The sequence below is a fragment of the Nocardioides marmoribigeumensis genome, assembly GCF_031458325.1.
Taxonomy (GTDB): domain Bacteria; phylum Actinomycetota; class Actinomycetes; order Propionibacteriales; family Nocardioidaceae; genus Marmoricola_A; species Marmoricola_A marmoribigeumensis.
Window position 1 is genome coordinate 2,410,348 of the sequence record NZ_JAVDYG010000001.1, and the last position, 13,608, is coordinate 2,423,955.

At 71.7% G+C, this 13,608-nt stretch carries 11 protein-coding genes; 4 read left to right on the forward strand and 7 right to left on the reverse strand.

Translation table 11 applies throughout. The annotated features are described in order from the left end of the window. Positions 1 to 3 precede the first annotated feature (3 nt). The 3 genes from J2S63_RS11520 to J2S63_RS11530 are packed head-to-tail and all read left to right on the forward strand — an operon-like array spanning position 4 to position 4,828. Complete coding sequence (locus J2S63_RS11520; RefSeq protein ID WP_310306675.1) at positions 4 to 1,596, forward strand: acyl-CoA carboxylase subunit beta; 1,593 nt, start codon at positions 4 to 6, stop codon at positions 1,594 to 1,596. Further along, positions 1,593 to 3,653 (forward strand): acetyl/propionyl/methylcrotonyl-CoA carboxylase subunit alpha, encoded by a 2,061-nt coding sequence (locus J2S63_RS11525; protein WP_310302089.1) that lies wholly within the window; start codon positions 1,593 to 1,595, stop codon positions 3,651 to 3,653. The genes J2S63_RS11520 and J2S63_RS11525 overlap by 4 nt, the downstream gene beginning before the upstream one ends. Continuing rightward, positions 3,650 to 4,828 carry an acyl-CoA dehydrogenase family protein gene (locus J2S63_RS11530; RefSeq protein ID WP_310302090.1) on the forward strand — a complete coding sequence of 393 codons (1,179 nt, stop codon included), beginning with the start codon at positions 3,650 to 3,652 and terminating at the stop codon, positions 4,826 to 4,828. Before J2S63_RS11525 ends, J2S63_RS11530 begins: the two co-directional genes overlap by 4 nt. On the opposite strand, the gene J2S63_RS21300 is transcribed toward J2S63_RS11530, so the two are convergent. Beyond that, entirely contained in the window at positions 4,822 to 5,235 is a 414-nt protein-coding gene (locus J2S63_RS21300) for a YkvA family protein (protein WP_374725113.1), read from the reverse strand. The two genes, J2S63_RS11530 and J2S63_RS21300, sit on opposite strands and share 7 nt — an antisense overlap. A 50-nt stretch (positions 5,236 to 5,285) precedes the next feature. Between J2S63_RS21300 and J2S63_RS11540 the strand changes: the two genes are divergently transcribed. Next, on the forward strand, positions 5,286 to 6,041 hold the full coding sequence (locus J2S63_RS11540) for an enoyl-CoA hydratase family protein (RefSeq protein ID WP_310302092.1): 756 nt from the start codon (positions 5,286 to 5,288) through the stop codon (positions 6,039 to 6,041). A gap of 96 nt (positions 6,042 to 6,137) precedes the next feature. Here the strand turns inward: J2S63_RS11540 and J2S63_RS11545 are convergent, their stop codons facing one another. The 6 genes from J2S63_RS11545 to J2S63_RS11570 all read right to left on the reverse strand — a co-directional run bounded on the left by J2S63_RS11545 (position 6,138) and on the right by J2S63_RS11570 (position 13,605). After that, positions 6,138 to 7,187 (reverse strand): ABC transporter ATP-binding protein, encoded by a 1,050-nt coding sequence (locus tag J2S63_RS11545; RefSeq protein WP_310302095.1) that lies wholly within the window; start codon positions 7,185 to 7,187, stop codon positions 6,138 to 6,140. Position 7,188: 1 nt separating this feature from the next. Further along, a complete protein-coding gene (locus tag J2S63_RS11550) occupies positions 7,189 to 8,025 on the reverse strand; it encodes an ABC transporter permease (RefSeq protein ID WP_310302097.1) in 837 nt (278 codons plus the stop codon). After that, positions 8,022 to 8,885, reverse strand: a complete 864-nt coding sequence (locus J2S63_RS11555; protein ID WP_310302099.1) for an ABC transporter permease — start codon at positions 8,883 to 8,885, stop codon at positions 8,022 to 8,024. Before J2S63_RS11555 ends, J2S63_RS11550 begins: the two co-directional genes overlap by 4 nt. Positions 8,886 to 8,902: 17 nt before the next feature. Continuing rightward, positions 8,903 to 10,066, reverse strand: a complete 1,164-nt coding sequence (locus J2S63_RS11560) for an ABC transporter substrate-binding protein (RefSeq protein ID WP_310302102.1) — start codon at positions 10,064 to 10,066, stop codon at positions 8,903 to 8,905. Positions 10,067 to 10,181: 115 nt separating this feature from the next. Beyond that, positions 10,182 to 12,215, reverse strand: a complete 2,034-nt coding sequence (locus tag J2S63_RS11565; RefSeq protein ID WP_310302105.1) for a vWA domain-containing protein — start codon at positions 12,213 to 12,215, stop codon at positions 10,182 to 10,184. Next, positions 12,208 to 13,605 (reverse strand): MoxR family ATPase, encoded by a 1,398-nt coding sequence (locus J2S63_RS11570; RefSeq protein ID WP_310302108.1) that lies wholly within the window; start codon positions 13,603 to 13,605, stop codon positions 12,208 to 12,210. The genes J2S63_RS11565 and J2S63_RS11570 overlap by 8 nt, the downstream gene beginning before the upstream one ends. Positions 13,606 to 13,608 lie beyond the last annotated feature (3 nt).

A 13,608-nucleotide genomic window follows, 5' to 3' on the forward strand; every position in this document is an offset into this window, starting at 1 on the left:
GCGATGCTCGCCAAGATCGCGGACCTCCACGCCGAGCAGGCCAAAGCCGTCGACGGCGGCGGCGAGCGCAACAACGAGCGCCACCGCAAGCGCGGCAAGCTCCTGGCCCGAGAGCGGATCGAGCTGCTGCTCGACGAGGGCTCGCCGTTCCTCGAGCTGATGCCGCTGGCCGGCTGGGGCTCCGACTTCACCGTGGGCGCGAGCATCGTCACCGGCATCGGCGTCGTCTCCGGCGTCGAGTGCATGATCGTCGCCAACGACCCGACCGTGAAGGGGGGTGCCAGCAATCCCTGGACGCTGAAGAAGTCGTTCCGCGCCGCGCAGATCGCCGCGGAGAACCGCCTTCCCACGATCAACCTCGTCGAGTCCGGCGGCGCCGACCTCCCCACGCAGAAGGAGATCTTCATCCCCGGCGGCAAGATCTTCCGCGACATCACGCGGTCGTCGGCGGACAAGCGGCCGACCATCGCGCTCGTGTTCGGCAACTCGACCGCCGGTGGTGCCTACATCCCCGGCATGAGCGACTACGTCGTCATGGTCAAGGAGGGCGCCAAGGTGTTCCTCGGCGGCCCGCCGCTCGTCAAGATGGCGACCGGCGAGGAGTCCGACGACGAGTCGCTCGGCGGCGCCGAGATGCACGCGCGGATCTCCGGCCTCGCGGACTACCTCGCGGTCGACGAGGAGGACGCCATCCGCCTCGGGCGTCGCATCGTGGCGCGGCTCAACCACCGCAAGGCGCCCGTCGCGAGTGGTCTCGAGGCTCGGCTAGCGCCTCGCACCTCGACCAACGAGGTGGGCTTCGTCGAGCCGGACCTGCCGGCCGACGACCTGCTCGACATCATCCCGACCGACCTCAAGGAGCCGTTCGACCCGCGCGAGGTGATCCACCGCATCTGCGACGGGGTCGGGCCCGGCAACGAGGCTGGCTTCGACGAGTTCAAGCCGCTCTACGGCTCCTCGCTGGTCACGGGGTGGGCCCGGCTGCACGGCCACCAGGTGGGCATCCTCGCCAACGCGCAGGGGATCCTCTTCTCCGAGGAGGCCCAGAAGGCGACCCAGTTCATCCAGCTGGCCAACCAGATCGACGTGCCGCTGCTGTTCCTGCACAACACCACCGGCTACATGGTCGGCAAGGAGTACGAGCAGGGCGGCATCATCAAGCACGGCGCCCAGATGATCAACGCGGTCAGCAACAGCCGGGTCCCGCACCTGACGGTGATCATGGGCGCGTCGTACGGCGCCGGCAACTACGGCATGAACGGCCGTGCCTACGACCCGCGCTTCCTCTTCACGTGGCCGAGCGCCAAGTCCGCGGTGATGGGCCCTGCCCAGCTCGCGGGCGTGCTCTCGATCGTCGCCAGGGCAGCGGCCGAGTCCAAGGGCAAGCCCTACGACGAGCAGGCCGACGCCGGGATGCGCGCGTTCGTCGAGCAGTCGGTCGAGGAGCAGAGCCTGCCGTTCTTCCTCTCCGGGATGGTCTACGACGACGGGGTCATCGACCCGCGCGACACCCGCACCGTCCTCGGGATCTGCCTGTCCGTGATCGCCAACCAGCCCGTCGAAGGCACCGACCGCTTCGGAGTGTTCCGCCCATGACGCAGCCGATCCGACGACTGCTCGTCGCCAACCGCGGTGAGATCGCCCGCCGCGTCTTCCGCACCTGCCGTGACCTCGGCATCGGCACCGTCGCCGTGCACTCCGACGCCGACGCGGACCTGCTGTTCGTGCGCGAGGCCGACGTCGCCGTGCGCCTTCCTGGCAACACGCCTGCGGAGACCTACCTGCGCGCCGACCTGGTCATCGAGGCCGCGCAGCGAGCCGGTGCCGACGCCATCCATCCCGGCTACGGCTTCCTGTCCGAGAACGCCGACTTCGCCCGCGAGGTGCTCAAGGCCGGCCTGACCTGGGTCGGTCCTGCCCCTGAGTCGATCGAGGCGATGGGCTCCAAGGTCGAGTCCAAGCGGCTGATGGCCGAGGCGGGCGTGCCCACGCTCGACAACCTGGCGCCCGACGCGGTCACCGAGTCCGACCTCCCGGTGCTGGTCAAGGCCTCGTCCGGTGGCGGCGGCCGCGGCATGCGCGTCGTACGCCGCCGCGAGTCGGTCGCCGCCAACGTGGACGCGGCCCGCGACGAGGCTGCGTCGGCCTTCGGCGACGGCACGGTGTTCATCGAGCCCTACGTCGAGCAGGGTCGCCACGTCGAGGTGCAGATCATCGGCGACGCACACGGCACCGTCCTCGTGGTCGGTGACCGCGACTGCTCGGTCCAGCGCCGCCACCAGAAGGTGGTCGAGGAGGCGCCTGCCCCCGGCATCCCCGACGACGTGCGCACCGCGCTGCACGAGGCGGCCCGCCTGGCAGGCGAGGCGATCTCCTACCAGGGCGCCGGCACCGTCGAGTTCTTGTACGACGAACAGAAACAGCGCTTCTACTTCCTCGAGATGAACACCCGTCTGCAGGTGGAGCACCCGGTCACCGAGTGCGTGACCGGCCTCGACCTGGTGGAGCTGCAGGTCGGCGTCGCCGAGAGACGCGCGCTCACCGAGCTCGTGCCCGACGGCGTCCCGGCGCCGCGCGGTCACGCGGTCGAGGTCCGGCTCTATGCCGAGGACCCCAGCCAGGACTGGCAGCCGCAGGCGGGCGGGCTCGGTGCCTTCGAGGTGCCGAGCGACCTCCAGTTCGTCACGCCCACGGCGTACGGCGTCCGGCTCGACTCCGGCTTCCAGACCGGCGACGAGGTGTCGACGTACTACGACGCCATGCTCGCCAAGGTGATCGCCTGGGGGCCCGACCGCCGCGCGGCGCTGCGCCGTCTCGGTGGTGCGCTCGGTCGTGCTCGGCTGCACGGCATCCGCACCAACCGCGACCTGCTGGTCGAGATCCTGCGCCACCCGGACTTCGTGGAGGAGCGGCTGTCGACCGCGTTCCTGTCGGACCCTGACGTGCTCGACCGCGTCAACGGCTCGGGCATCCCGTCCGTCCCGCCGTCCGAGCAGGGCTGCGCGCTGTTCGCCGCGGCCGTGGCGTGCACGGAGGAGGTGGCGCGCAGACGCCCTGTCCTGCAGGCGGTCCCGGCCGGCTGGCGCAACGTCACGTCCGCCCCGCAGCGCACGTCGTTCGAGGCCGACGGCACGAGAGTGGATGTCGGCTGGCTCGGTGGGCGGGATGGCTACGTCCTGGCCGACGTGTACGACGAGGTCGGCCCCGCTCGCGCGACGTCGATCGAGGACCTCGGCGACGGGCTCTGGCGTGTGGTCGTCGAGCTCGACGGGACCGCCCGGCCGTTCGACGTCGCCCTCGACGGCGACCGGGTCGACATCGACTGGTCCGGTGGGCACTGGGCGTTCACCCGGGTGCCGCGCTTCGTGGATCCGGCCGACCAGGTTGCCGAGGGCTCGCTCCTCGCACCGATGCCGGGCTCGGTCATCGCCCTCCGCGCGGCCGCCGGCGAGTCCGTCACGGCCGGCCAGCCGGTCGTCGTGCTCGAGGCGATGAAGATGCAGCACACGATCAACGCCCCGCACGACGGCGTCGTCACCGAGGTGCCGGTGAGCGTCGGCACCCAGGTCGCGGCCGGCGACGTCCTCGCCGTCGTCGAGTCCACCAGCAGTACTCGCAGCACCGACAGCACCACCTCCGAGGAGACGTCATGACCCAGACCATGTTCACCGAGCCCGACGAGCGCGTCGCCCTGCGCGAGGCCGTCCACAAGCTGGCCTCGTCCTACGGCCGGGACTACATCGAGGCCAAGGCGCGTGCCGGCGAGCGGACCACCGAGCTGTGGCAGGACATGGGCAGGCACGGCTACCTCGGGGTCTCGCTCCCGGAGGAGCACGGCGGTGGGGGTGGCGGCATCGCGGACCTCGCGGCGGTGCTCGAGGAGGCCGCGGCGGCCGGCGCCCCGCTGCTCCTCATGGTGGTGAGCCCGGCGATCTGCGGCACGATCATCGCCCGCTACGGCACGCCCGAGCAGAAGCAGCGCTGGGTCCCCGGCATCGCCGACGGCTCGATCACGATGGCCTTCGCGATCACCGAGCCCGACGCCGGCTCCAACAGCCACAAGATCATCACCGCGGCGACCGCGGACGGCGACGGCTACGTGCTCAACGGCCGCAAGACCTACATCTCGGGCGTCGACGAGGCCGACCACGTCCTCGTGGTCGCGCGGATGGCCGACGAGAAGACCGGCAACCTCAAGCCGGCGCTGTTCATCGTCCCGACCGACGCGCCGGGCTTCGAGTACCAGCCGATCGAGATGTCGTTCACCGCCCCCGAGAAGCAGTTCAACCTCTACATCGACGGCGTGCGGCTGACCCAGGACCAGCTCGTCGGCGACCCCGACCAGGCCGACGCGGGCCTGCTGCAGCTCTTCGCCGGGCTCAACCCCGAGCGCATCATGGGCGCCGCGTTCTCCAACGGGATGGCGCGCTACGCCCTGGAGAAGGCCGTCGCCTACGCCAAGGAGCGCGCGGTGTGGAAGGGCAACCCGATCGGCACGCACCAGGGCATCGCGCACCCGCTGGCCAAGATCAAGATCGAGCTCGAGCAGGCGAGACTCCTGCAGCAGAAGGCCGCCGCGCTCTACGACGCCGGTGACGACACCGGTGCGGGGGAGTACGCCAACATGGCGAAGTACGCCGCCGGCGAGGTCGCCTGCAACGCCACCGACGTGGCGGTGCACACCCACGGTGGCAACGGCCTGGCACAGGAGTACGGCCTCGGCCAGATGCTCCTCGCCGCCCGCCTGGGCCGCATCGCCCCGGTGTCGCGCGAGATGATCCTCAACTTCGTCGCGATGCACACGCTGGGGCTGCCCAAGTCCTACTGAGGGCGCACGCCCGCGAGCCGCTTGACCGCGGCCAGGCCCTGCTCGGTGCCCGTCCAGTGCCGGTCGAGCGCCTCCGGCCCCGCTCGGCGTACGACGGACCGGAGCGCCAGCGCCACGACCACGGCGTCGTCGGCGTAGCCGACCACCGGGATGAAGTCGGGCACGAGGTCGATCGGCAGGAGCAGGTAGGCGAGCAGCGCCCCGAGCCGCCACCGCACGCCGCGTGGCAGCTCGGGGTCGGCCGCCAGCCGGCGCAGCAGGCGGACGACGTCCGGGACCAGGCGTACGACGTCCCGCAGCGTCATCGGGTCGTCCTCGCGCCGGGCGACGAGGGAGAGCGCCCCCACCAGCACCACCCAGAGCAGCACGAGACCGCCGACGACGGCGATCACCAGGTCCCAGGGCACGGACCCAGTGTCCCCCGCCCGCAGCACGCCGATGAGACAGGATGACCCGCATGACCGATGCCTCCGCCGAGCCCGTCCACTACGACGTCGCCGACCAGGTCGCGACGCTGACCCTCGACCAGCCCCACAACCGCAACGCGCTGAGCAAGGCGCTCGTGCGGGGGCTCTTCGACGGGCTGACCCGGGCCGAGGAGGACGACGAGGTCAAGGTCGTGCTCCTGCGGTCGGCCGACCGGGTGTTCTGCTCGGGCGCGGACCTCTCGGAGGCGACGGGCGAGGGGATGGTCGAGGGCGCGAAGCAGATCGTCGAGCTGCAGCGCCGTGTCGTGGCCTCGCCCAAGCCGGTCGTGGTCCGGCTGGACGGCCCGGTGCGCGCGGGCGGCATCGGCATCGTCGCCGCCGCCGACGTCGCGGTCGCGGGGCCCGACGCGAGCTTCGCCCTGACCGAGGTGCGCCTCGGGCTCGCCGCGGCGGTCATCTCGCTGACCGTCTTCCACCGCATGACCAGCCGGGCCGGGTCGCGCGCGATCCTCACCGGTGAGACCTTCGACGCCCGTCAGGCCGCCGAGTGGGGCCTGGTGACCGAGGCCGCCGACGACGTCGACGCGGCGGTCGGGCGCGTGCTGGACGACCTGCGCAAGGGGCACCCCCAGGGCCTCCGCGAGTCCAAGCGGGTGGTCAACGGCGTGCTGCTGCAGCGCATCGAGGACCACGGGACCGAGATGGCCGAGCTGTCCGGCCGGCTGTTCGGCTCCGACGCCGCGCGCGAGGCGATGCTGGCCTTCCTGTCGAGGAAGAAGGGCTGACCCCCGCGACCTTGGGGTTCCGCGACCAGGTCGGGACGCGGCGCTCACCCACGACCTCGACCGAGCGCCCGCTGACGGAGCCCCGCCGCGTCGTGATCAGTCGACGACGAGGACCGGGGCGGTGTCCACCCCGACCCGGACCCGGGTGCCGGGGTCGAGCGCACGCGCCTCCTGGGAGCCGACCTGCGCGACGAGCTCGGTGCCGTCGGAGGTGGTGAGCTGCACCCGCGAGATCGGGCCGAGGAACGAGCGCGTGACCACCGTGGCGTCGCCGTCGGCGTCCTCGCGCAGGTTGAGGGCCTCGGGCCGGACCAGCGCGGTGCCGGAGCCCGAGACCGAGCCGGGGAGGACGGGCAGCGAGGTGCCCAGCACGACCGCTGAGCCGCCGGAGACGCTGGCCGGCACCCGGTTGTTGAGCCCGACGAACTCGGCGACGAAGGGGGTGGCCGGCTCGGCGTAGAGCGTCGCCGGCGCGGCGACCTGCTCCAGGCGCCCCTGGTTCATCACGCCGACCCGGTCGGCGACCGAGAGGGCCTCCTCCTGGTCGTGGGTGACGAAGAGCGTGGTCGTGCCGACGTCGAGCTGGACGCGCCGGATCTCCTCGCGCAGCTGCACCCGGACCTTGGCGTCCAGCGCCGACAGCGGCTCGTCGAGCAGCAGGACCGAGGGCTCGATCGCGAGCGCCCGCGCCAGGGCGACCCGCTGCTGCTGCCCCCCGGAGAGCTGGTGGGCGTAGCGGTCGGCGTGCTCCTCCAGCCCCACCAGGGCGAGCATGTCGTCGGCCCGCTCGCGGCGCTTGCGGGTGTCGAGGCCGCGCAGCTTGAGCCCGAAGGCGACGTTGTCGCGCACGGTGAGGTGCGGGAACAGCGAGTAGGCCTGGAAGACCATCCCCATGTCGCGCTTGTTGGCCGGGACGGTGGTGAGGTCCTTGCCCGCCACCTCGACCCGGCCGGAGGTCGCGGTGTCGAGTCCGGCCAGGATGCGCAGTGCCGTGGTCTTGCCGCAACCGGACGGCCCGAGCAGGGCGACCAGCTCGCCGGCGCTGAGGTGCAGGGTCAGGCCGTCGAGGGCCTTGACGCTGCCGTAGACGCGGGTCAGGTCGGTCAGCTCGACCGACACCCCCTCGGTCTGTCTGGGCTCGGTCACCTCAGGTCCCTTCCGTGACGGGGGCGGGTGTGGCGGTGCGCGCGGCGGCGTCGCCCCGACGTCCGCGTGAGAACAGGGTCAGCAGGCCCAGGAGCACGAAGCCGAGGACCAGCGTGGCGAAGGAGGCCGCCACCGAGGTCGGGCCGTCGACCTTGCCGATCAGCACGATGACGACCTGGAGGTTCTGGTAGCCGGCCAGCGAGGCGATCGTGTACTCGCCGAGGACGACCGCCACCGAGATGAAGGCCGCCGACAGGATGCCGCTCCAGATGTTGGGGACGACCACCCGGACGATCGTGGTGGGCCAGCTCGCCCCCAGCGAGCGGGCGGCCTCGGCCAGCGTGGTCATGTCGATCGAGGACAGGGCGCCGTCGAGGGCTCGGTAGGCGTAGGGCAGCACGAGGACGACGTAGACGAAGGTCAGCGTCAGGGGTGACTCGCCGAAGAAGTAGGTCACCCAGTCGTAGACGCCGCGCATCCCGACCACGATCACCAGCGGCGGGATCGTGAGGGGGAGCAGGCAGAGGAACTCGATGGTGCGCGCCGCCCACGGCACCCGCAGCCGCACCCAGATCATCGTCGGCACCAGCAGGGCCAGCATCAGCGCCACGGTCAGGGCCGCCAGGAGCAGCGAGGTGACCACGGCGGTGTAGAGCTGGTCGTCCTGGAAGAGGTTGACCCAGGCCTGCCAGGACCGGTCCACGCCGGTGGCCGTGCGCGTGCTGAAGTCGGCCATCGACAGCAGGGGGATGCCGAAGAAGAGGACGAAGGGCGCCATCAGCAGCGCGCGACGCCAGCCGCTGGGCCCCGTGGTGCTCGGGGCGAGGGAGGCGCTCACCGCAGCCACCTCGACGTACGCCGCAGGAGCAGGGTGTAGAGCGTCATCACGACCGCCACGACCACCACCATCTCGAGAGCCAGGGCGTAGGCGAACCCGGCCTGGCCGAGCACGACCTCGCTGGTCATCGCGGTGCGGATCATCAGCGGGACGATCGGGTTGCCCTGGCTGATCAGCGCCGCCGCCGTGGCGTAGGCGGCGAACGCGTTGGCGAACAGCAGCAGGGTCGAGCCCAGGAACGCCGGGGCGAGGAGCGGGGCCGCCACGTGGGTCCAGTACTGCCGCGGAGTGGCGCCGAGGGAGACCGCCGCCTCGCGCCACTGCACCCGCAGACCCTCCAGGGCGGGGAGGAACACGATCACCATCAGCGGGATCTGGAAGTAGGAGTAGACCAGCAGCAGGCCCTTGACGCTGTAGAGCCAGCCCGAGCCGTAGAGGTCGAGGCTGCCGTGGTCGTGGAACCACTGGGTCAGCACGCCGGAGTAGCCGATCGTCGCGATGAACGCGAAGGCGAGCATGACGCCGCCGAACTGGGCGAGCACGCTGCACACGGACGTCACCGTGCGGCGCAGGAGCGAGGTGGGGGGCGCCGAGACGACCAACCAGGAGAGCACGGCCCCGAGGACCGCGCCGATCACGGCGGTGACGGCGGAGACCAGGACGCTCTTGCCGAGGGCGCGCATGGCAGCGCCGCCGAAGAGGGCCTGGAGCTTGTCGGTGGTGAAGCCGCCGTCCTGGCTGACCGACCCCACCACGATGGCGATCGTCGGGATCAGCAGGAAGACCAGCAGGTAGAGCAGGAAGGGCGCCAGCGGCAAGGTGTTGCGCACCCTGCCGCCGGCGCCCTTCGAGGCACTCATCGAGGAACCGTCCGGCCTCAGCCGATGACCTTGGCCCAGTTCTTGGACAGGTAGTCGGCGCCCTTGGTGTTCTGCTCGTTGGTCACGGTGACCGGGTTGCCGGGGACCTCGGGAAGCGCGTCCCAGGCCTGCTTGTCGATCGTGCCGTCCTTGACCATCGCCTCGGCGCGGACCGGGCGGGCCCCACCGCCCAGCCAGAGGTTCTGGCCGTCGTCGCTGTAGAGGAACTCCTGCCACAGGCGAGCGGCCGCGGGGTGCGGGCCGCCCTTGTTGATCGCCTGGAAGTAGTAGCCGGCGACCGGGTCGCCGTCGCTGGGGATCACGACCTTCCAGCTGGGCAGCTTGGCGGTCTCGGCGGCGTTGAGGTAGTCCCAGTCGATGACGACCGGCGTCTGGCCGGACTCGATCGTGGCCGGGGTGGGGTCGACGGCGACGAAGTTGCCGGCCTTCTTGAGCTTCTGGAAGAACTCGACACCAGGAGCCAGGTCGTCGGCCGAGCCGCCGTTGGCCAGGGACGCCATGACCACGCCCGAGAACGCCGCGCCCGCCTGGGTCGGGTCACCGTTGAGCGCCACGGCGCCCTTGAAGTCACCCTTGAGCAGGTCGGCGACCTTGGTCACGTCCGGGACCTTGTCGGAGTTGTAGCCGATCGACATGTAGCCGCCGTAGTCGTTGACCCAGGCGCCGTCGGGGTCCTTGAACTCCTCGGGGATGGAGTCCCAGGTCGCGACCTTGTAGGGGGCGAACATGTCGGTGTTGGCCAGTGCGACCGACTGCCCGAGGTCGAAGACGTCGGGGGCCGTGCTCTTGCCCTTCTGCTGCTCGGCGGCGTTGATCTCGTCCTGGCTGGCGCCGTCGGGCAGCTGGGAGTTGATCTTGATGCCGTACTTGGCGGTGAAGGCCTTGAGGATCTCGCCGTAGTTGGCCCAGGTCGGGGGAAGGGCGATGACGTTGAGCTCGCCCTCCTTCTTGGCGGCCTTGACCAGGGCGTCCATGCCGCCCAGGTCCGCGGCCGAGGTGGCGGAGGCGGCCTTGTCCGAGCCGGACCCGCCGCCGCTGTCCTTGGCGGGCGGGGAGCACGCGGCCACCCCGGCGACGGCCATCGTGGCGACCAGGGTCATCGCCGGCAGGCGGTGGGCGCGCGTGGCCGTGAGACGCGCGCGGAGCTGCAGCAGTGTCATGTCTCGGAAGGTAGCGCACCGCGGGCGTCGCGGCAGTGACCTGCGGGCGACGAGTCGGTGGCGCCGTGGTCGACGTACGCCGGCCCGAGCGTCGAGCGGAGCGTCGGCCGGAGGGTCAGCCGACCCACCAGCCGCGGCCACCGAACCAGTCGCCCATGTGCTCGCCGACCGGTCCGCGTCCGCCCTTGCGCGACCCGAGGTAGGACCCCACGACCGCGGCGCCGAGGTCGTCGAGCTCGGGCGCGACGACCCGGCCCTCCACCCGGCCGGCCATCGCGTCGATGAACCGGGCCAGCCCCGGGTCCTCGCCGAGCCGGAAGAACGTCGTCTGCGCGCCGAGCCGGCGGGCGTTGTCGAGCTCGCGGACCGCGAGGGCGATGGTGCGCGGGTGCGGCGGGTAGGAGAACCGCACCTCGCCGTCGGCCTCCAGGTGGGAGGTCGGCTCGCCGTCGGTGACGATCAGCAGCACCGGCTGGGCGTTGGGGTGCTTGCGGAAGTGCCGGTTGGCCAGCAGCAGCCCGTGGTGGAGGTTGGTGCCCTTGTCGTAGCGGGGGTCGAGCGCGGTGAGCTCCTCGATCTCCATCACGCGAGCGGCGCGACCGAACGAGATCAGCTGCAGCGCGTCACCGCGGAACCGCGACCTGATCAGGGTGTGCAGGGCCAGCGCGGTGCGCTTCATCGGCACCCACCGGCCGTCCATGGCCATGGAGAACGACGTGTCGACCAGCAGTGCGACGCACGCCTGCGTGCGGGCCTCGGTCTCGCTGACCTCGATGTCCTCCATGGTGAGGCGCACGCCGGGCCCGGTGCGGCCCTCGGAGGAACTGCGCAGGACGGCGTTGGTGATCGAGCGCGTCACGTCCCAGGGCTCGGTGTCCCCGAACGCCCAGGGCCGCGTCGCGCCGGACAGCTCGCCGGCCGCGCCCGACTGCCGCACGTCGCGCTGGCCCTGCCGACCGGAGAGCCGGTTGGCCACGTCGCGCAGCAACGCCTTGCCCAGCTGGCGCATCGCCTTGGGCGAGAGCTTGAGCTGCCCGTCGGCGGAGCGGCGGAGGTAGCCGGTCTCCTTGAGCGCGCGCTCGAGGTCGGCCAGCGTGCGCGCGTCGATCGCGGCCTGGTCGCCGAGCTGGCGCTGCACCTTGTCGAGGTCGATGTCGTCGAGCCGTGCTCCGGAGTAGGACTGCGACACCTGCTCGGCCAGCTCGTCGAGGTCGGCGAGGTCCTGCAGCACGCCGGTGCCGTCGCCGAGGCCGAGCCCCTCCTCGCCCTCGAAGCGCTGCGACCCGTGCCAGTCCTCGCCCGGACGGAGCGAGCGCAGGTTGTCGTCGAGCCGGGACATCGCCTGCATCAGCTCCGGGGACCCGAAGGCCTGCTGTGAGAGCTCCATCAGCTCGGCGCGCTGCTCGGGCGTCATCGAGTTGAGCATGCGCTGGGCGGCGGCCGCGCGCTGGGCGAGGGCGTCGAGCAGCTCGGTGATGTTCTGCGGGTCCTCCGGGAAGTACTGGCCGTGCTTGGCCATGAACTCCTCGAAGTCCTCCTGTGTGTCCTCGCCGAGGCGGTGCTTCTCGAGCAGCTCGTTGAGGTCGCCGAGCATCTCCTGGACCGCCGCTCGGTCCTCCTCGGTGGCGCCCTCGAGCGCCTGCTTCATCCCGGCGAAGCGCTGGTCGAGCAGCTCCCGCCCGAGCAGGTCGCGGATCTTCTCGTAGTCCTCGCGGGCGTCGCTGCTCTGCCAGTCGTATGACGACAGCTCGCTGACCGCGGCGGCGGGCGACTGGGGCAGGCTGTCGAGCCGCATCTCGCGGAAGGCCCGGTCGGTGTCGTCGAGGTCGATGTCGCGGGCCAGCTGCTTGCGCTCGTTGAGCACGGCGCGGTCGAGCAGCTCCTTGACCTCCTGCATCGTGCCGTCGAGGGAGTGCTGCTGGAGCAGCTCGCGCCGCTTCTGGGCGATGCGCCGCGCGAGCTCGTCGAGCCCCACCTGGTCGCGGCCGCCGCGGCGCAGGAACTCCTGCATCGCGCGCTCGGGGGAGTAGCCCGCCATCACGTCCTCGCCGATCGCGTCGAGCGCCTCGGCCAGGTCGACGGGAGGGGCCAGCGGGTCGGGCCCCCCGTCGTACCGGGTGTAGCGGGACCGGTGACCCGACCTAGCCATAGACCGTCTCCCCGCCGCCGGTCTCCTTGCCGATCTTGCGGGCGAGGTAGAGGCCCTCGAGGGCGAGCTCGAGGGCGGAGGCGCGCGCGCCGTCCGTGCGCGCGCCGAGCCGGTCCATCACCTGGTCGTAGACGTCGGACTCGCCGAGCACCGGCAGCCCGGCCAGGAAGTCGCGGGCGGTCACCTGCTCGCCGGTGGTGACCAGTGCGCCGTTCTCCAGCGCCGCCACGAGGGGCCCGAAGTCGATGCCGCGCAGGTGCGCGCGGACCGTCTCGGCGGTCGCGGTGCGCAGCAGGTGGGTGAGCACCTCGCGCTCGCGTCCCTCCTCGCCGGTCTCGAACTCGACCTTGCCGCCGAGCACGTCGACCGCGGTCTCGAGGTCGACGATGCGGGCGACCGCCTCGTCCTCGCCCTGGACGGTCGCGCGGTGCAGCGCGGAGGCGGCGATGGTCTCGGCACCGGCGATCGAGAAGCGCGCGCTGACGCCCGAGCGCTGGTCGACCGAGGACGACTGGCGCAGGTGACGGGTGAACCGGGCGAGGATCTCGACCACGAAGTCGGGCACCTCGGCCAGCAGGTGGGCCTCCTGGCGGATCACCGCGACCTCGTCCTCGAGCGCGACGGGGTAGTGCGTGCGGATCTCCGCGCCGAAGCGGTCCTTGAGCGGGGTGATGATGCGCCCGCGGTTGGTGTAGTCCTCGGGGTTGGCCGAGGCCACCACGAGCACGTCCAGCGGCAGCCGCAGGAGGTAGCCGCGGATCTGGATGTCGCGCTCCTCCATCACGTTGAGCATCGCGACCTGGATGCGCTCGGCGAGGTCGGGCAGCTCGTTGATCGCCACGATGCCGCGGTGGCTGCGCGGGATCAGCCCGAAGTGGATCGTCTCCGGGTCGCCCAGCGACCGGCCCTCGGCGACCTTGATCGGGTCGATGTCGCCGATCAGGTCGGCCACCGAGGTGTCCGGGGTGGCGAGCTTCTCGGCGTACCGCTCCGAGCGGTGCCGCCACGAGATGCGCAGGTCGTCCCCGTCGGTCGCCGCGGCCTGCTGCGAGGCGTGGCTGATCGGCTCGTAGGGGTGCTCGCCGAGCTCGGAGCCGCTGATCACCGGCGTCCACTCGTCGAGCAGCGTCACCAGGGTGCGCAGGAGGCGGGTCTTGCCCTGGCCGCGCTCGCCGAGGAGGACGACGTCGTGCCCGGCGATGAGGGCGCGCTCGAGCTGGGGGACGACGGTGTCCTCGAAGCCGTGCAGGCCGGGCCAGGGGTCCTCGCCGGCGCGCAGCTTGGCCAGGAGGTTGTCGCGCAGCTCCACGCGCAGCGGCTTGTGGACGTGCCCCGAGGCGCGGAGCTCGCCGAGGGTGGCGGGAAGCGGGGAGGGGGTGCGGTCGGTCACGGC